General features: G+C 37.9%; 14 protein-coding genes. 12 read left to right on the top strand and 2 right to left on the bottom strand.

Annotated elements, in window-relative coordinates; all coding sequences use genetic code 11:
* Positions 1-360: 360 nt before the first annotated feature.
* The 3 genes from NE558_RS09480 (at position 361) to NE558_RS09470 (ending at position 7,160) form a co-directional block, all read left to right on the top strand.
* Positions 361-3,384 carry an EAL domain-containing protein gene (locus NE558_RS09480; RefSeq protein WP_256149800.1) on the top strand — a complete coding sequence of 1,008 codons (3,024 nt, stop codon included), beginning with the start codon at positions 361-363 and terminating at the stop codon, positions 3,382-3,384.
* A 290-nt stretch (positions 3,385-3,674) separates the two neighbouring features.
* Complete coding sequence (typA, locus tag NE558_RS09475) at positions 3,675-5,504, top strand: translational GTPase TypA (protein WP_256149799.1); 1,830 nt, start codon at positions 3,675-3,677, stop codon at positions 5,502-5,504.
* Positions 5,505-5,531: 27 nt separating this feature from the next.
* Positions 5,532-7,160: a putative polysaccharide biosynthesis protein gene (locus NE558_RS09470; RefSeq protein WP_256149798.1), complete on the top strand. Its 1,629-nt coding sequence runs from the start codon at positions 5,532-5,534 to the stop codon at positions 7,158-7,160.
* 220 nt (positions 7,161-7,380) lie between these two features.
* On the opposite strand, the gene NE558_RS09465 is transcribed toward NE558_RS09470, so the two are convergent.
* A complete protein-coding gene (locus NE558_RS09465; RefSeq protein ID WP_256149797.1) occupies positions 7,381-8,970 on the bottom strand; it encodes a CotH kinase family protein in 1,590 nt (529 codons plus the stop codon).
* A 381-nt stretch (positions 8,971-9,351) separates the two neighbouring features.
* Between NE558_RS09465 and uvrC the strand changes: the two genes are divergently transcribed.
* From uvrC to NE558_RS09435, 6 genes are read left to right on the top strand one after another with little or no spacing between them, the layout of a single operon-like run.
* The gene (gene uvrC, locus NE558_RS09460; RefSeq protein WP_256149796.1) at positions 9,352-11,214 is read left to right on the top strand and encodes an excinuclease ABC subunit UvrC; all 1,863 of its coding nucleotides are present in this window, start codon (positions 9,352-9,354) and stop codon (positions 11,212-11,214) included.
* A 54-nt stretch (positions 11,215-11,268) separates the two neighbouring features.
* On the top strand, positions 11,269-12,201 hold the full coding sequence (hprK, locus tag NE558_RS09455) for an HPr(Ser) kinase/phosphatase (RefSeq protein WP_256149794.1): 933 nt from the start codon (positions 11,269-11,271) through the stop codon (positions 12,199-12,201).
* Between the two features lie 12 nt (positions 12,202-12,213).
* Positions 12,214-13,122 (top strand): UDP-N-acetylmuramate dehydrogenase, encoded by a 909-nt coding sequence (gene murB / locus NE558_RS09450; protein ID WP_256149793.1) that lies wholly within the window; start codon positions 12,214-12,216, stop codon positions 13,120-13,122.
* 24 nt (positions 13,123-13,146) lie between these two features.
* Complete coding sequence (rapZ, locus tag NE558_RS09445) at positions 13,147-14,025, top strand: RNase adapter RapZ (protein WP_256149792.1); 879 nt, start codon at positions 13,147-13,149, stop codon at positions 14,023-14,025.
* A 40-nt stretch (positions 14,026-14,065) separates the two neighbouring features.
* Positions 14,066-15,025 carry a DNA-binding protein WhiA gene (gene whiA / locus NE558_RS09440; protein ID WP_256149791.1) on the top strand — a complete coding sequence of 320 codons (960 nt, stop codon included), beginning with the start codon at positions 14,066-14,068 and terminating at the stop codon, positions 15,023-15,025.
* On the top strand, positions 15,022-15,264 hold the full coding sequence (locus NE558_RS09435; RefSeq protein WP_256149790.1) for an HPr family phosphocarrier protein: 243 nt from the start codon (positions 15,022-15,024) through the stop codon (positions 15,262-15,264). Before whiA ends, NE558_RS09435 begins: the two co-directional genes overlap by 4 nt.
* Positions 15,265-15,372: 108 nt before the next feature.
* Here the strand turns inward: NE558_RS09435 and NE558_RS09430 are convergent, their stop codons facing one another.
* On the bottom strand, positions 15,373-16,506 hold the full coding sequence (locus NE558_RS09430) for a THUMP domain-containing class I SAM-dependent RNA methyltransferase (RefSeq protein ID WP_256149788.1): 1,134 nt from the start codon (positions 16,504-16,506) through the stop codon (positions 15,373-15,375).
* A gap of 375 nt (positions 16,507-16,881) precedes the next feature.
* Here NE558_RS09430 and tgt point away from each other — a divergent pair, with 375 nt between their 5' ends.
* From tgt to NE558_RS09415, 3 genes are all read left to right on the top strand, one after another.
* Positions 16,882-18,018, top strand: coding sequence for a tRNA guanosine(34) transglycosylase Tgt (gene tgt, locus NE558_RS09425; RefSeq protein WP_256149787.1), 1,137 nt, complete (start codon positions 16,882-16,884; stop codon positions 18,016-18,018).
* 116 nt (positions 18,019-18,134) lie between these two features.
* Positions 18,135-18,593, top strand: coding sequence for a preprotein translocase subunit YajC (yajC, locus tag NE558_RS09420; protein WP_256149786.1), 459 nt, complete (start codon positions 18,135-18,137; stop codon positions 18,591-18,593).
* A 492-nt stretch (positions 18,594-19,085) separates the two neighbouring features.
* On the top strand, positions 19,086-20,213 hold the full coding sequence (locus NE558_RS09415; protein ID WP_256149785.1) for a BMP family ABC transporter substrate-binding protein: 1,128 nt from the start codon (positions 19,086-19,088) through the stop codon (positions 20,211-20,213).
* The last annotated feature ends 6 nt before the right edge of the window (positions 20,214-20,219 follow it).

The raw sequence follows: 20,219 nt of genomic DNA, 5'->3' as shown, positions 1-20,219 counted from the left end.
AAAAGGCCTAGAAAGGAATGATATAAAAGGAAGAAATTTGAAGTCCTATCGGGAATGGAATCACTTTTTTTGACAAATGTAAATCAAAAATGATGTTTTGGGAGAATAGAATTACTAATGCATGTTGATGAATTATTATAAACTTGAAACTGGTTGACTTTTGTCGAATAAAATGCTAGAATTTAATGGAAAACTCTTGGATAATCAATGGAATTGATACCAAAAAATAGGAAATTTCAGGTTTATTTTCATAAAATAAAGAGAAAAGATTAATAGATTTTATTGGTTTTATACAATTAAATTTCATGAAGAAAACGAATGGATTATGGATTTCCCCAAAAAATTGAGGAGGATATTGCTGTGTCTTTCACGAAGACTGTCCTTATTGTTGATGATAATAAAGTAAATAGACAAATGCTATCCTTAATTTTAGGCTCTCAATATGAAATAATGGAAGCAGAAAACGGTGAAGCAGCCCTTGAAGTTTTGCAGAATTCATATGCAGGCATTTCTGTAATACTGCTTGATTTGGTTATGCCCATTATGAATGGGTATGAACTTTTAGCAGAAATACACAGAGATGCTTTTTTACGCAATATTCCTGTTGTTGTAATCTCTCAAAATGAGGTTCTGGATGCTGCCGCTAAGGCAAAGGCTCTTTCATATGGAGTACAAGATTTTATTCAGATGGCATGTGGCCCTGATGAAATTAAGCGAAGGGTAGAGAACACCGTTTTATTAAAAAAGACTGCAAATATTCTTGATTTGGTTCAGAGAGATACCCTTACGGGTTTGTATTCTAAAAAGCATTTTTATAGCTTAGCGGAAAAAACAATAAAACAAAACCCAGAACAAAAATATGACATCATCTGTTGCGATATCGAGCGGTTTAAATTGGTTAACGAGCTGTTCGGCTTTAGCGAAGGGGATGCCCTTTTAAAATATGTAGCCCTGATGATTCGAGATAAGTTTCAAAAGGGAGGTATCTGCGGCAGAATTGGCGGCGATATTTTTGCAGTTCTTGTAGAGCATAGGGAAGAATATAACGAAAATGATTTTTTTGATTGCGTTGAGTATATCAACCGTTTTAATGAAAATTTACATAGTGTAATAAAATTTGGGATTTATACAATTGATGATGCGATGTTACCTGTTAGCATTATGTGTGCAAGAGCTTGTCTTGCGTTAGAGTCAATCAAGGGTAAATACGCTTCATATTTGGCTTTTTATAAAGATGATATTCGCCAAAAGTTGTTAGATGAACAATTCATTTTATCAAATATGAAAACTGCATTAAACAATAGAGAATTTGTTGTTTATTTTCAGCCGAAGTATGATTTGATGAATGAAAAAATTTGCAGTGCCGAAGCCTTAGTTCGTTGGATGCACCCTGAAAAAGGAATGATCCCACCCAATCGGTTTATAAAAATTTTTGAAGACAACGGGTTTATTACTGAGTTGGATTTATATGTATTGGAGGAATCCTGCCGATGGATTCGTTCTTGGATAGATCGAGGGAATCCCGCAATTCCTGTTTCCGTTAATATGTCAAGGGCTGATATTTATAATCCAAACATTGATGGGATTTTGTTATCTTTGCTTGAGAAATATGGCTTAACGCCTAATCATATTTATATTGAAATTACAGAAAGTGCATATACTGAAAATTCAGAGCAGATTATTAATGGCATTAAGCAGCTGAAGGAATTGGGCTTTACCATTGAAATGGATGACTTTGGAAGTGGCTATTCTTCTTTAAATATGTTGTCTGAACTCCCCATTGATGTTCTCAAATTGGATATGCGCTTTGTGCAGGATCAAGAAAAATTCAGAGACAAAAGAAGTGTCATGAGCTTTGTAATCAGTCTTGCAAAATGGATGAACTTAAAGGTTATCGCTGAAGGGGTTGAAACCGAGGAGCAAGTGAACCTATTGAAAATTCTAGGATGTCATAGCGTACAGGGTTATTTTTTCTCCAAACCCTTACCCTTGCATTCTTTTGAAGAGTTAATCAACGAGGTAAATTTGAGCCTGATTGATTCCGAGGCTGAGCTTGTTGCCACTAGTAATGAAAACATCTTAAAGCTTGATACGGATAATAAATATATGTTGATATTCGACCCAACTTCTGAGGATTTTGAAAGGTTTCAGGCTGTTTTTGCCTACAAGTATGCACTATTACAAGTTAAAACAATACCTGAATTACATGATATCTTAAAGGAAGAAAAAGCAAATATTGCTATTTTGGTTTTTTCTGTTACTGAAAATGTAATGGAGGAAGACTTACATGAAATCAGTTATTTAAGCAAACAATTTGATATACCTATGATTACAATTCATGAAACAACGGAATTGGTAGCGAAAGCTGTTTCTTTTGGCGTATTAGACTGTATTTTCAAACCGTATTTATCTGAAACCCTTGAGAATACAGTAAGCAACACCTTATGCCGTATGCAAACCTCTCAGTTCCAAAAAGAGGTTCAATTCAATGACGCAATTGCAGAAATGAAAAAACGTGCAGAAGTTGACTTTTTATCAGGGCTTCTAAACCGTTCAGAATTAAAAATCAGAATTCAAGATTTCTTTAATCATAATCAAGAGTTTACAGGGGTATTTATTTTAATCGATATTGACCATTTTAAGTCAATCAATATCGCTTTGGGGTATGGCATGGGGGACAAAGTTCTATGTGCCGTTGGGGAAATGTTAGAATCTATTTTTGAAGAAACCAACTTTATCAGCAGAATGGATGGAGATTTATTTGCTATATTTATTCCATTCCGTATAGACGAGGAGATTCTAGAGGAAAAGCTTGAAAAAATTTGCCATGCCATTGCATATGATAATGCAAACCTAAAATTATCCCTTACTTGTTCCGCTGGTGTTTGTTATTCACCTGAGCATGCTACAAACTACGAAGAGTTGTACAGTAACGCAGAAATTGCCTTGTTGAATGCTAGGGTAAACCGCAAAAAACGATTTCTTATTTACGATGAAGGCATGAAGGCTCCATTAAATGAAGAACATCAGCAACAGACCTTTATGTTTTTGGATGATGTTTCTGATGGTGTATTCATATGTGATACATTAAACGGAGAGATTATTTACATTAACGATACGGCCTGCAGATTAATAGACAAAACAAGAGAAAACTGCATTGGCGCCAGTTGCTCGGCCATTTTTGGTGAAATGAATCAAAACTTTGATTTTTCTTTCCAAAATATGAATTCATCAGATACTTTTTATGAGGAAGATAAATATTTAAAAGGTGCCGATGTGAAAGTGCATTTAAAAGCAAAACCAACAATCTTGAATGGAAAAAGATTAATCATCTATTACCTGCAAGAAAGTGAAGCTAATGCTTCTGTGAACTACGGACATTAAGGTGTATTATCAGTTGGCTGTCATTTTTTTATTGCCAGCTTTCGGTAAAAGTACACCAAAAACGATAAAACATAGAGTATTCGTCTGCCCCCCTGGGAATAATCCTTGGTGGGGCATTCGCTTTTATCCTTTATTTTTGAGATGGAATGAAGGGTTTTTCTTAAAAGACTTCCTGAATTTACAAAAAAATGAAAAAAAACAACTTTTTTTGACAAAGAATAATTGCATCACATGAAACCCTGTGCTACAATATAACGATGTTTAAATTTTAGAAACGATTGGAGCTTGTTATGGAACAAAAGATCGAAAATATTAGAAATGTGGCAATCATCGCCCATGTTGATCATGGCAAAACAACGCTGGTTGACCAGTTACTGCGTCAGAGTGGTATTTTCCGCTCAAATCAAGTGGTACAAGAACGAGTAATGGACAGTGGTGATATTGAACGTGAAAGAGGCATTACCATTCTTTCCAAAAATACTGCTGTAAACTTTCATGACACCAAAATCAATATTATTGATACCCCCGGGCACGCGGATTTTGGCGGTGAGGTAGAACGTGTATTGAAAATGGTAGATGGCGTTGTTTTAGTTGTTGATGCTTTTGAAGGACCTATGCCTCAAACAAAATTCGTATTACGTAAGGCTCTTGAGTTAGACCACCCCGTTGTCGTTTGTGTGAACAAGGTTGACAGACCCGAAGCACGTCCTGATGAAGTTGTGGATGAAGTTCTGGAGCTTTTTATGGAGCTGGATGCCAGTGAAAAGCAGTTAGATTCTCCCTTTGTTTTTGCTTCTGCAAGAGGGGGTTATGCTTCCACAGATTCCTCCGCCAGAGAAGGGGATATGATGCCTTTGTTTGAAGCGATCATCAATCATGTTCCAGGCCCCAAGGGTATTTTAGATGCGCCTTTGCAGGCGTTAATTTCTACCATTGACTACAGCGAATACGTTGGTCGTATTGGTATTGGCAAAATTGAAAACGGCACAATTCATGTGAATGATGAAGTTGTTGTTTTGAATATGCATGATGAGGATTCATTGAAAAAACTGCGTATTTCAAAGTTATATCTTTTTGAAGGTTTGCAACGAGTTGAAGTAAAAGAGGCAAGTGTGGGTAATATTGTTGCTATTAGTGGTATCGAAAACATTATGATTGGTGACACCATTTGCTCTCCCGATAAACCGGAGGCACTGCCTTTTGTAAAGATTTCTGAACCTACTTTATCTATGAATTTCGCTGTTAATGATAGTCCTTTTGCTGGACAGGATGGTAAGTTCGTTACTTCTCGTCAGGTAAGAGATAGATTATATAAAGAATTGAACACAGACGTTAGTCTTAGAGTGGAAGATACTGAATCCATGGATTGTATGCGAGTTTCCGGCAGAGGGGAACTGCATCTTTCAATTTTGATTGAAACATTGCGCCGTGAAGGCTTTGAATTTCAGGTTTCTAAACCCGAAGTTTTATTCAAAGAAATTGACGGAAAACAATGTGAGCCTATGGAATTTGTTACAATCGATGTTCCTGAAGAGTTTGTTGGGAATGTAATTGAAAAGCTTGGCTCCAGAAAAGGTGAAATGACAAATATGTATCCCTCAAAGGGAGGATATACTCGTTTGGAGTTTACCATTCCTGCCAGAGGATTGATTGGTTATCGTAACGAGTTTTTAACAGATACAAAAGGAAATGGTATCCTGAACTCAATTTTTGAAGGATACGAACCCTATAAAGGGGAAATCCCCATGCGTTCTCAAGGGTCCTTGGTGGCTTTTGAAAGTGGCGAGGCAATTACCTATGGTTTATACAATGCCCAAGAAAGAGGCAATTTGTTCATCGGTGCCGGCGTTAAGGTATACGAAGGAATGATTGTGGGTAGAAATGCTCGTGTAGATGATATGGATATTAATGTGTGCAAAAAGAAACAGCTTACCAATACACGTTCTTCTGGTTCCGACGATTCATTGCGTCTGACCACACCAATTCAAATGTCTTTGGAACAGTGCATGGAGTTTATTGGTGAGGACGAGCTTTTGGAAGTGACACCAATAAATCTGCGTATGCGCAAAAAGATTTTGGACAATAACCTTCGCAGAAAGCAAAAAGCACGTAGTAATTAATGAGTATGAGTGAGTATGAGGTGTGATATGGAAGAACGAGTAAATAGAAAGACTTCCTTTGTCAAGCAGGCCGCCATTTTAGCGACGGCCAGCATCCTTGTACGCTTTTTAGGCTTTGTATACAGAGTACCTCTAACCAATATGATTGGAGACTCTGGGAATGGTATTTACAGTGCTGGATACTATATTTATACTTTTTTACTCATACTTTCTTCAGCTGGCTTACCGGCAGCTATCTCAAAGATGGTCTCTGAAAGACTTGCGTTAAAGGAATACCGAAATGCACATAAAGTATTTCAAAGTGCTTTGATTGTTTCTGGAACTTTAGGACTTATATTTGCCGTCTTACTTGCGGTTTTCGCTCAAGAGGTGGCAAGCTTTTCTAATGCTCCAGAGGGTTATTATTGCATTTTAACATTATCTCCTACAATTTTTATTGTAGGAATTATGTCTGCATTCCGTGGGTATTTTCAAGGAATGAATACCATGGTGCCAACAGCAATTTCTCAAATTATTGAGCAAGTGTTTAATGCTTTTTTCAGTGTCTATCTTGCCTATCTGTTTTTAAGCTATGGTGTACCTACGGGACAAAAAAATATTCCCTTAGGTGCCGCCGGTGGCACGATGGGTACGGGTATTGGTGCAGTAGCAGGTCTTTTGGTGATTTTATTCAGTTACCTTTTAATTCGACCAACCATAAAAAAGAAGGTAAAAAGATGTCATCAGGCCTACGAAGAAAGCCGTAAAGATACTATATTGCAGCTTTTGAAAACAGCTTGGCCAATTATTGCCGGTACAGCGGTATTTAGTATTACTAATTTAATTGATATGAAGATGGTTATGCATATTCTGGAAAACACAGGCCATACCCATGAAAAGGCCTTGCTACTTTATGGGCAACTTTCTGGTAAGTATGTAACCTTAACAACATTGCCAGTTTCTATTTCAACAGCTTTGGCAACTGCGGCTTTGCCCAGTATTGCAAGTTCGGTTAAATTAAAGGAGTTTAAGCAGGTTCGTAGAAAAATGAATTTAACATTTCGTCTTTCTATGATTATTTCTGTTCCTGCGGCAGTAGGGATTGGTGTTTTGGGTGATCCCATCATTCAATTGCTGTTTCCTAACGCCAAAGAAGGTGGAACGCTCTTAATGGTAGGTGCAGTTTCTATTCTATTCTTGGCACTATGCCAAACTGCAACAGGAATCCTTCAAGGTATCGGACATATTAAAATCCCTGTGATTGGTGCAGTGTTAGGTGCAATTGTCAAGATAGTTTTAAACTATGTCTTAATTGGAATTCCTCAATTGAATGTGCTTGGAGCAGTTTTGTCAACAACAGGATGTTATTTTGTGGCAGGTGTTTTTGATGTAATCATGCTTTCAAGAATTACTGGGGTAAAATTTGACATGATGGGTACATTCTTAAAACCCATTGCCGGCTCAACGGTTATGGGAATTGCTTCTCTTGCAATATATCACATTGTAAATATGCTCTATCCAAGCAATACTTTAGCAACGCTTATTTCAATTATGTTTGCGGTAGGAGTTTATGGATTGGTAATGCTTTTAATTGGTGGAATTACAGAGGAAGATTTACGTAGCTTGCCTATGGGTACAAAACTTATTGGTATTTTAAGACGCTTTCGTATGATATAATTATATGATTTGATTACCTAGGTAATAGATTGTTTGTCTGCAATTCCAATGAGATAGGTTATCTTTTAATATCAAAACCTTCTATGGAGATTGGTGTTTATGAAAATACCTTTGCTACATAGAAGGTTTTTTTAGATTTTAAGGCTTGAAATTGCTGTTTCAACAATTTCAAGCCTTGTTAAACTTTATTTATAAACTTTTCAATCTAAATTTTAGCAAATCATTTTTCTTTTTCGGCTGTTACTGCTTTTTCTTCTTGGGGATTTCTTTTTCCCTCATCTCCTCTGCCTTTTCCTTGACTTCCCATGGTGGAGATGTCAATTGTACTTGCATCTATCAAATTTGCTGTTTTTTGTTCTGCCGTGGTAGAAGCAAGGGTGCCATCAAGCTGACTGCGAATGCTCTGGGCACGAAGGAGACAGAATTGGGTAATGGTATCCACAGCTGTGTCAAATTCTTCGACTGTATACCACGCAGTTGGATCACTTTCTACGTAAGGTCGAATCATTGCAGAAACACGACTAACCGTGCTTTCAAATTTGCCGGACTCAAAGTAATCAGTAATTAAAGTGTTAAAATATTCATGATATAGCTGTAAATTTTCTTCCTTTGCCATCACCTTATCCCACATAGGCCTATTGCCTACATTTTGTTCATCTAAAGGCGTATCAATGGCTGTATTTACAATGCTTGTTGCATCATTATCACCTTTCATATGGAATCCACCAAAGGCAAGATTATAGTCCCATGGGAGCATAGACAGGATTCCGTCGTCCTCATAAAGCCAATAGTTGTGCAGCATAGAGCCGGTATAGCTGTCACCATTCAATACGAAATTGTGTGCCACAAAATAGCGAATCACTGCATCGACATCCACACATTTTTCCAAGTCTTCTCCTGTTGATAATTGTTTTAATGCTTGAATTAAGCGTGTCTTGTCTTCATCTGTAGCATCCGTTTCGGCATTATCAAAAATATCAGAATAGCTGGATATTTCATCATCGGTATAGACAAGGTCAGCACCTTTTGCTGTACCACCCATACCCATTCCTCCCTGTGGACGTTGTCCTTCGCCCTTAGGCATATCTGTTTTTTCTTCGTTAGTAGGTATTTGTCTTTGTGTGTCATTTTCAGGGCGTTCCATGCCTTCCGGCATTTCCATACCCTGGGGAGGCTCCATGTTTTTCTTATCATGCTGTCCCATATTGCCTAACATTTCGGTTTCCGGCTTATAAAGCTCTCCGTAATCTGCGCCATAGGTCCGTTCCAAGAAAGAATCGCTTATATCCTCTAAAGCCAAGTATAAACCATAGACCTCACCGTTAATGGAAAGGGAAACATAGCTTGTAAGGGGAGATGCAACACCGCTTTCTTTCATGATTTCATACGCCAAATAGTCTTTCATATAAGTGGCATCGGAGCATATATTTTGCAAATTTAATTTATCCAAACCAACATAAGTTTGGCCTTCTGTAAATTTGCCAAAATTGATTTTAAAACTATACCGATCACTTTCACTATCTGCCACCTGAGAAAGAGAAGAGTTTCCTTTTGTGGCAAAGGAAACATTTTCAACCGTGTTTCCATCAATTACAACGGTGGATTTATACTTCGTTTTCTCCATTGGATTTTCCAGTAAGTCTGCCCAGCTATCCTCATCAATTTGAATATCTATGGTATGTACATAGCTGTCGTTAAAAAGAGCATTGGCGTATTCCTTACTGTCAGATTCTGCTCCTTGGGCATTGCTGCAACCGGTTGAACCTAGCAGTAACGTTAAACAAAGCAAAGTTGATATCATTCGTTTCATTCATTTCATCCTTTCAAGCTTTTTGGTTCATTTTACTTCCTTTCATTTAAACATACCTTAAAAAAACGAAAGATAACGTATCTAAATAAAATTTCACCAAAGCTTTTATAACACAAATAGCCATCAAAGTATTTACAAAACCTCTTCCTATTTTACTTGAAGTCCTTTATAATACTATGTATTCGGTAAGAGACAAAAGGTCGTCTTCATGGCCTGTCTTTTTTGCATTGTGTTTATAAATAATTGTAAATATGGGGTTTTTCTCAAAAAATCCGTTTCAGATAAAATTAAAATAGGATGAATAGAGCAATACGTGTGTAAAATCGTAGAAATTAAGCATTTTAGGAAAGCTACACATACGCTCATAGAGAAGGTGAGAACGTGTTTGATATCAGCGAAGAATTAAAGAAGCTTCCCCAAAAACCAGGGGTTTACCTTATGAAAAATGATAAGGGACACATTATATATGTAGGGAAGGCAATTAATTTAAAAAATAGAGTTCGCCAATATTTTCAGAGCAACAAAAATCTAACTGCAAAAACCAGAGCAATGGTACCGCAGATTGTGGAATTTGAGTATATTGTTACCGATTCAGAACTGGAAGCATTGATTTTAGAATGTAATTTAATTAAACAACATGAGCCTTATTACAACATCATGCTGAAGGATGACAAATCCTATCCCTATATTAAGGTGACCATTCAAGAGGAATTTCCTCGAATTTTTATTACAAGGCGTTTGGATAAAGATAAAGCTAAATACTATGGCCCTTATACCGATGGTTTGGCAGTGAAAGAGACTGTAGAAACGTTGCATAAGCTATTTCCCATTCGTAAATGCAAAAAAAACCTACCAAAAGAAATCGGAAAGGAACGTCCTTGTTTAAATCATCATATTGGGCAGTGCCTAGCACCATGCAGTGGCGCAATAGCATCTGATGAGTATAAGGAATTTATCAAGGATGCCATGGATTTTCTGGAAGGAAAGCATGACGGCATTCGTAAAAAAATGGAAGCTGAAATGGCAGAAGCTGCAGAAAATATGGACTACGAAAAAGCTGCGGCATTAAGAGACAAAATTCGTGCTGTGCAGAGTGTTGCTCAAAAACAAAAGATGGCAAATATGTCTGTGGGTGATGCTGATGTCATCGCAATGGTTCGTGCCTTCCATGAATGCTTGGTTCAAGTTTTCTTTATCCGTGATGGAAAAATGACAGGAAGAGAAAACTTCACCATGACCGCTTCGGAAGAGCAAAGCCGCAGTGAAATATTAACTGCTTTTGTTCAGCAATTTTATACAGGTACTGCTTATATTCCCAGGGAAATTATTCTGCAAGAGGACTTGGTTCCCGAGGAAAAAGAACTTTTGTTAGAATATTTCTCGGGAAAAAGGGAAGGTAAAGTTGTTTTTACCGTTCCAATAAAAGGAGAAAAACAGAAACTGGTTGAACTGGCTCATAAAAATGCAATGCTGATTTTTGAACAGTTTGGTGAAAAGCTTAGAAGAGAGGAACAGCGCACCAAAGGGGCGATGGAGGAGCTGCGCCAGGCTTTAGGAATCGAAGGGACATTACACCGGGTTGAGGCATATGATATTTCCAATACCCAAGGATTTGAATCCGTTGGTTCTATGGTGGTTTTTGAAGACGGTAAATCGAAAAATAGTGATTACCGAAAGTTTCGCATCAAAACAGTCATTGGTGCCAATGATTATGCCTCAATGAAGGAAGTCATTACCCGTCGCCTGAATCATGCATTAAAGGAAAAGGCTGAGGGTAAAACCAGCAGCTTTACCCGTCTGCCTGATTTGATTTTTATGGATGGCGGAAAAATACAAGTAAGCGCTGCCGAGGAGGTTTTACTATCCTTTGGTATGAATATTCCTGTTTGCGGCATGATAAAGGATGATAAGCATCGTACACGAGGACTGCTATTTGATGGCGAAGAAATCAAAATACCCTATACTTCTGAAGGTTTTAAGCTTCTGACAAGAATACAAGATGAGGTTCACCGCTTTGCAATAACCTATCATCGAAAACTAAGGCAAGAGGCAGGGCTTCATTCTGTTTTAGAGGATATCAAAGGGATTGGCGAAGTTCGCAGAAAGGCTTTGATGCGGCATTTTGGCTCTATAGAGGACATTGCTCGTGCCGAGGTGGGAGACCTTTTAGAAGTAACAGAAATGAACATTCCTTCGGCGGAGCAGGTTTATGCCTTTTTCCATCAGGATGAATTGCAAAATTAACCTTTTTGGGTTATGATAGCAGTAGGTATAAGTTTGAAGCCTTAGGAGGTTTTTATGTACAGTGCAAAACTAACAAAAATAGTTGAAGAATTTCAATTGGAAGCAATTTTACCTGAGATAGATATTTCTGGAAGAGTGATAACCCGTAAAGAAATCAATCGTCCTGCGTTACAGCTTACTGGGTTTTATCATCGTTTTGATAATGATAGATTACAAATTATCGGCAGAGTTGAGCATGGGTATTTACAAACATTGAATGCCCAAGCAAGGGATGAAGCCATTTGTCAGTTATTTGAATATCATATTCCATGCTTAATTATTTGCAAAAATCTAGAGGTTTTTCCTGAAATGCTTTATTATGGAAGAAAATATGGCATCCCCATTTTTCGGACAAATAAAACCACCACGGACCTTGCCGCGGAACTGATTATGTGGTTACGAGGAGAACTGGCGGATCGTGTTATGATGCATGGTGTTTTGGTAGATATTTATGGGGAGGGTGTACTGATTACTGGTGCCAGCGGCATCGGTAAGAGTGAAACTGCGTTGGAGCTGATTAAAAGAGGTCATCGTTTGATTGCCGATGATGCGGTTGAAATTAAAAAAATTGCAGATCAGACCCTTGTAGGCACTTGCCCAGAGCTGATTCGGTATCTTATTGAATTACGAGGCATCGGTGTTATTAATGTAAAAGAATTATTTGGTATTGGTGCAGTAAAACAGTTAAAATCCATTGATCTGGTAATCAAACTTGAGATTTGGGATGGAAACCAATGCTCTTATGACCGTTTGGGCTTAAGTGAGGAATATATCGAAATTTTAGGGAATAAAGTACTTTGTAATACCATTCCCATTCGTCCCGGCAGAAACGTTGCAGTAATTTGTGAGTCTGCGGCAATCAGTAACCGCCAGAAGAAAATGGGAACTAGCACAGCAGTAGAATTTGAGAATAAGATATTAAAAAACAATCGTACTGAGGCAGAATAGGAAGGTGACTAAATGGATACAGTAGTTGAGGCATTACGCCTAAAACTTGGTGAGGATGCCGTTGCATTGGCAGAACCAATGAGTGGACATACTACTTTTCGTACAGGTGGGCCTGCGGATATTTTTATTATGCCAAAGAGCTTGGAGGAAGTAAAAGCAAGCATTGAGATTTTGCAGAAACACCACATACCTATTTTGGTTATTGGGAATGGAAGTAATCTTTTGGTCAGTGATAAGGGCATTCGTGGTGCAGTGTTGCATATTGGCGGAAGAATGTCTGAAATATCAGTAGATGGAGAAACCATTTATGCCCAAGGTGGCGTATTACTATCCACTTTATCCGCAAAGGCGGCAGAAAATAGTCTGACAGGGCTGGAATTTGCTTCGGGCATTCCAGGTTCATTAGGTGGTGCCGTTACCATGAATGCTGGTGCCTATGGCGGGGAAATGAAGGATGTTTTAATTTCGGCAGATATTTTAACAAAAGAATTAGAGGTAAAAACCATTCTGGCTGAAGATTTACACTTATCCTATCGTCACAGTGTTTTACCAGAAAAAGAATATATTCTCTTAAATGCTATTCTACGCCTGAAAAAGGGAAATATAGATGAAATTAAAAACAGAATGAAGGAACTTGGGGAGCAACGAAGAGAGAAACAGCCTTTGCAATTTCCTAGTGCAGGCAGTACTTTTAAACGTCCTGAGGGATATTTTGCAGGTAAATTAATACAAGATGCAGATTTAAAAGGTAAGAGCATTGGCGGTGCACAGGTTTCTGAAAAGCATGCCGGTTTCGTAATAAATAAAGGTAATGCCACAACACAAGATATCCTTGATTTAATTTCCTTTTGCCAGCAAACAGTGTTTGATAAATTCGGTGTCTCTTTGGAGACAGAAGTGAAAATTGTTGGGGAATTTTAAGTGTAACAAAGGAGAAGATGATATATGAGGTTCGTTGTAGTTACGGGTATGTCCGGAGCAGGAAAATCTTCTGTTCTTAGGTTCTTAGAAGATATAAATTTTTTCTGTGTGGATAATCTGCCCCCTGCTTTAATACCTAAGTTTGCCGAGCTTTGCTATGAGCAGGAAGGAGAAATTGAACGGGTTGCCATGGGAGTTGATATTCGTGGTGGAAAACTGTTTAACGACCTGTTTCAGGTTTTGTTCTCCTTAGAGGAAAAAGGCTATCAATATGAAATCATTTTTTTAGATGCTTCTGATAACGCATTAATAAAACGTTATAAGGAAACACGCCGCAGTCACCCCCTTTCTAAAAAAGGTTCCATCGAAGATGGAATCCTGTTAGAGAGAGAAATGCTGCAGGAGGTTAAGAGTCGGGCAACCTATATATTAGATACAACAAATGTGCTCACGAGGGAATTAAAGGCTCAGATTAATCGCATTTTTGTGGAGAATCAGCAATTTGATAATCTGGTGGTTACTGTTTGCTCCTTTGGTTTTAAATATGGTATCCCTGTAGACAGCGATTTGGTTTTTGATGTTCGTTTTCTGCCCAATCCATTTTATATTCAGGAGTTAAAGGAGATGACAGGGAATGAATCCCCTGTGAGCGATTATGTAATGTCCTTCCAGGAAAGCCAAGATTTTTTGAAAAAATTGGTGGAAATGGTTGAATTTTTATTGCCTCTTTATGTAAAAGAGGGGAAAAATAGTCTTGTTATCAGCATAGGATGTACTGGAGGCAAACATCGTTCAGTTACATTGGCAAATGCATTATATAACGCTTTGGATAAAAATAAGCACACACTTTTACTAAAGCATAATGACATGGAGAAAGATGGACGTCACAAAAAGCAATCATAAACTTTTCGTAATGTGTAAAAACTTGCAAGGAGGCTCAAATTTGTCATTTTCATCTAAGGTAAAGCAAGAGTTATTCGAACATTTTGGGAATGCAAGACATTGCAATATAGCTGAACTTGCAGCCATCATAAATATTTGTGGTCAAATTCGTTATTTTAATGATATTTTTTGTTTAAAAATACAAACAGAGAACTACCTTGTCGCGAAAAAATGCTTTACATTATTGAAAAATACTTTTAATATTAACAGTGAAATATTTATCAAATCAGGCGGTAAAAAACGCAAATCAAAGGTCTATGTTCTTATACTAAAAGATTCTGACCAGGTTGAAAGGTTACTTAGAGCAACGGGTATTTGGTTGACCGAGAATGGTACTACAATCATTCGAAACAAGATGTATCCCACGGTAGTCAGCAGTATATGTTGTCGACGTGCGTACATCCGGGGAGCATTTATTTCGGTTGGTTCTGTAAACAACCCTGAAAAAAACTATCATTTAGAGTTTGTTTTGCCATCTTACGAATTAGCGATACAGCTTCGTGATTTGGTAAATACTTTTGATCTCGACTCAAAAGTGGTAGAGCGGAAAGATCATTTTATTGTTTACCTAAAAGAAGGGGAGCAAATTGTAGATTTGTTGAACGTTATGGGTGCCCATATTGCACTGATGAATCTGGAAAACGTACGTATTGTAAAAGAAATGCGAAACGATATTAACAGAAAAGTCAATTGCGAAACAGCAAATCTCAATAAAGTGGTACTTGCGGCGGTCAAACAATTGGAAGATATTACATATATCCAACAAACTATCGGGCTGGACAAACTCCCTAAGCAGTTAGAGGAGGTTGCGAGGCTCCGGTTGGAATATCCGGATACTAGCCTTAAGGAATTGGGAACCTTTTTAACAGAACCTGTAGGCAAATCTGGTGTAAATCACAGACTGCGTAAAATCAGCAATTTAGCAGAGACGCTCAGAGAGGGTAAGGGTGAAGAAAAATGACTCAGAGAACAGTGACAATCAAAACATCTTTAGACGCAAGACAGGCTGCTTATTTCGTGCAGACTGCAAGCAAGTTCAATGCGGAAATCCAAGTGAGTATTGATGAAAAAAAAATTAACGCAAAAAGCATTATGGGTACCATTGCGTTAAACATGAAGGAGGGCCAGACTGCTACAATTATTGCAGATGGCGTAGATGAGGCACTGGCTGTTGAGGAATTGGCAGCTGTTTTGTGTTAAGCAATTATTTTTATTAATTTATAATTTTCCGCCCTTCGTTTACGAAGGGTTTTTCTATTTAAACTATAAAAAAACTGCAAAGCCGATGAAGGCAATGCAGTTTTATTTTTATGCACGGGGTGGTTTTGGCCCTTCAAATTGATAATAATCGGTTTTAATACGACCATTGAACAATTTTCTTTTTTTATCCGCCTGTCTTCCGAACAAAGTTTCAAAATATTCCATGGATGTAATGACATATGTTGACCATGTACGATCACTTTTCATCGTTGCGCCTAAGGCACGATACATTTCTTCAACTTCCTTTAACTCACCAATTCGCTCACCATAAGGAGGATTTGTGATTAAGACACCATATTTTCCTTGTAAGGTGATTTCTTGAGAAGGTTTAACCTCAAAAGTGATGCAATCATCCACACCCGCTTTTTCTGCGTTTTCCTTTGCAAGGGCGATGGCAGCTGGGTCAATATCACTTCCATAAATTTCAGGGGTAACATCATAATCAATTGCTTGATAAGCCTCTGCTCTAGCTTTTTTCCAAAGCTCTTTACCAATGCGCCCCCATTCCTCACTGGCAAATTTTCTTTGCAGACCAGGAGCAATATTTCTAGCAAGCATAGCAGCTTCAATGGGGATGGTCCCGGAACCACAAAAAGGATCCAGTAAAATTCTATCCTTACGCCAGTAGCTCAGCTGCACCATGGCAGAAGCGATGGATTCCTTTAGCGGTGCATCCAAGGCGTTGGCACGATAACCTCTCATGTGTAAGCCAGAACCACTGCTATCAATCGCCAAGGTAACAACATCTTTTAAAATACCAACTTGAATGGTATAAGAAGCACCCGTTTCATCAAACCAATCGGTTTGATATTTTTCTTTCAATTTTTCTACAATGGCTTTCTTTACAATGGCCTGACAATCTGGCACACTAAAAAGCGTTGATTTTACAGATTTTCCAACAACAGTAAACTTTCCATCCTCAGGAATCCAATCACCCCATGGTAAAGCTTTTGTTCTATCAAATAATTCGGTAAAAGTTACTGCTGTAAAAGTTCCCATTTTTACCCACACTCTACCTGCACAACGCAGCCAGAGGTTTGCTTTTACTATGTCTTTTTCGTCTCCTGAAAACTCAACCTTGCCATCGGCAGTGTTAATATTTTGAAATCCAAGGGCTTGACACTCACGTTTTACCACAGATTCCAGCCCAAAGGTTGTACTTGCAATTAATTGTATGCTCATTGTTTTAACTCCGTTCATTCTCTCAAATAATATAAAATAGAAGGTGGGCAAATCAGATTTTATTCAACATAATATATCCAAATACATAAATAAAAAAAGCCCAATTAAATAATAAATTCCACAAGATATAAAGCTCAATTAAAAGATACTCATAGCAAGTGAATTTAAGCAAAAAATAAAAATCCAAAATTAGGTCAACCTACTAAGTAGAAAATTTCCATTTTTATGCCATGAATCAGATTATTATATCATGTTCTTGGAAAAAACAAAAGAATTGAGATTATATTTATCAGAAAAGTATAAATATTCTTGATAAAAAAATGGAAAAACGTTATTATAGTATTTACGTATGTAAAAATAGAAACGAGGAGAATTATGTATAAATTATTAAAAACTTGCGGAAGAGCGAAACGCGGTGAGTTTCACACCCCCCATGGAGTCATCCAAACTCCAGTTTTTATGAATGTAGGAACATTGGCGGCGATTAAGGGCGCCTTATCAACAGAAGATTTGGAACAGATCAAATGTCAGGTGGAGTTGTCAAACACCTATCATTTACATTTGCGTCCCGGTGATACAGTGGTAAAGAAACTTGGTGGATTGCATAAATTTATGGTTTGGGACAAACCGATTCTCACTGATTCCGGTGGATTTCAGGTATTCTCCCTAACCTCTCTCAGAAAGATTACCGAAGAAGGTGTACTTTTTAATTCCCATATTGATGGCAGAAAAATTTTTATGGGCCCTGAGGAGAGTATGCAAATTCAATCCAATCTTGCCTCTACCATTGCTATGGCCTTTGATGAATGTATTGGCATCCCTGCTGAACGACCTTATGTTGAAGCATCTGTTGCTCGTACGACACGATGGTTGGAACGCTGCAAAAAGGAAATGACAAGACTAAATAACTTGGATGATACCATAAATAAAAAGCAGATGCTTTTTGGCATAAACCAAGGTGCAATTTACCCAGATATCCGCATCGAGCATGCAAAACGTATATCCGAATTAGATTTGGATGGCTATGCAGTGGGCGGTCTTGCAGTAGGGGAAACCCATGCTGAAATGTATCATATATTGGAGGAGGTTGTGCCATATCTACCTCAAAATAAACCTACCTATCTTATGGGTGTTGGTACTCCGGAAAATATTTTAGAATCCGTGGAACGAGGGGTTGACTTTTTTGACTGCGTTTTGCCTGCAAGAAATGGTCGACATGCTCATGTTTATACCAATGCGGGTAAACTGAACTTGATGAACGCAAAATATGAGTTGGATGAGGCTCCCATCGATGAAAGCTGTGATTGCCCTGTTTGCCGAAGATATACAAGAGCTTACATTCGTCATCTCTTTAAAGCGAAGGAAATGTTGGCAATGCGCTTGTGCGTGATGCATAATCTTTACTTTTTCAACACCATGATGGAAGAAATCAGACAAGCACTGGATGAAGATCGGTTCCCTGCGTATAAAAAAGCAAAGTTAGAAGGATTTGAAAAATCGAAAGGGAAATAATTCCTTGACGTAAAATTGATTTTTATATATAATTGTCTTATTGCACAATCATAGTTTGAAGTTTGGTACTTATGTACACTTCAAACCTAAAGAAAAATATGTTAGGAGAGATACAAATGTCATTCGTACCATTTTTATTAGACACAAGCACTACAATTTTGCCTAGTAGTGGCGGTACTGCTGCTGCTCCAGCAACTTCTGGTGGTGGCAATATTTTTGGTTCCTTTGCTGCCAGTAACCCAGTTATGTTAATCGTTCTTTACTGCATCCTTTTAGTTGGTGTAATGTATTTTCTTTCTGTAAGACCCAATCAGAAAAGAGAAAAACAAATGGCTGAAATGAGAAGCGCCATTGCAGTGGGTGACTCAATCGTGACCAATAGCGGCTTGTTTGGCAAAGTTGTAGATATCACTTACGAATGTTTCATCATTGAATTTGGTATGAATAAGGGTGTTCGTGTTCCTGTTGTAAAGGGTGAAGTTTTCGGCAAAAGAGAGCCTAATTTATCCAATGAAGCTCCTCCTCAGGCAGAACAGCCTAAAAAGAAGAAAAGCCTTTTTAGCCGTGGTGAGTAATAACAGAAACAGATTTTTAAGCTTTGCAGAATTGAATAAAGTAATTATTTATTAAAATGATTATCTCTGAAACGTTTTAACTGAACCGAAAAAAGCCCCGTTTGATTAGGTGAAAACCAAACAAATAGGGCTTTCTTTATGAAATGTAGCATAAATCTTTCTAATCTCATTTCTCATATATATCAGTGAATGCTAAAACTTCTATTTACTGCAAGAAAAATAGATTTAGTCATAAATAATAAATTGGTAAATAATTACTCAATAATTCACAAATAGTCATTTTGATTCAATGTCTGCCATATTACAAACGTATAAAAACGCAGTGATTGTCGTAAAATAACAAACATTTCATACAAATTTTAGACCAGATAGTGGTAATTTATTGACAAAATTGAGCAATAGAGGTAAAATATCCATATGCGAAAGCTCGTATGATTATGACGCTTTTGCAAATAGTATTAAAAAATATGCAAAAAGAAAGGGAGAAAAACTATGAAAAAATTGCTTTCCATGCTTCTTGCTTCTGCACTGGCTGTTTCCATGCTGGCTGGTTGTGGTAGCAAAGCCAACACAGACGCTAATAAAGGAGATGCTGCAGAGGGAGACAAAAAGGTTTATAAGGTTTGCAACCTGGTAAACGGTACTTTGGGTGACAAATCCTTCTTTGACTCCGCACAAGCTGGTCTGGAGAAATTGAAAGCCGATGGGAGAATTGATTTCAAAACCATCGAGATGGGTGGTACAACAGAAGATCAAGCAAAATGGCAGGGATATTTGGAAGAGGTTTCCGCTTCCGGCGAATATGATCTGATTATCTGTGGTACATACCAGATGCCAGATTACCTGAAGAATGTTGCTGAACAGTTCCCTGATCAGAAGTACCTCATTTATGATGACACAACCTACACACTGCCTAACGTTGCAAACTTAAGCTATGCTCAGAATGACTTGGGCTACTTGGTTGGCGTTTACGCTGGTGCAATGACAACAGAGACAAGCGTTGAAGGTATTAACGAAGATGCAGTAATCGGTTTTGTTGGTGGCGTTGACAGCCCTGTTATCAATGACTTCTTGTATGGCTTTATTCTGGGTGCACAGAATTCCAACCCTGATATTAAAATTGATACAAGATATGTAAACAGCTATGTTGATCCCGCTAAGGCAAAAGAATTGGCAGAATCTATGATTAACGATAAAAAGTGTGACATCATCTGGGGTGTTGCTGGTAACTCCGGTAATGGCGCTGCTGAAGCAGCATTGGAGACAGGTAAAGCTTACTTTATCGGTGTTGACTCCGATCAGGAATTAACTTTCTCTCCTGAAATGGCTGCAATCACATTAACATCTGGTTTGAAGAACATTGGTAATTCTCTGGTATGGTTCTTTGATGAATGGGATAAGGGTGTTGAACATTTCGGTCAGCAGACTTTATTGGGCATGAAAGAAGGCGGCATCGGCGTTGTTACAGATAAAAACTACGACAGCAAAACACCTGCTGCAGTGAAAGAAAAAGTAACAGCTGCAATTGATGCTATTTCCAAAGGTGAAGTTGTAGTTCCTACAGCAATTGGAAATGAGACAAACGAAGTTCAGCAGTTAAGAGAATCAGTAAAACCTTGATGATTT

It is taken from the genome of Anaerotignum propionicum (assembly GCF_024461735.1).
In the GTDB taxonomy this organism is placed as follows: Bacteria; Bacillota; Clostridia; order Lachnospirales; family Anaerotignaceae; genus Chakrabartyella.
Note: the sequence above shows the minus strand (reverse complement) of the source record. Positions and strands in the feature narration are given on the sequence as shown.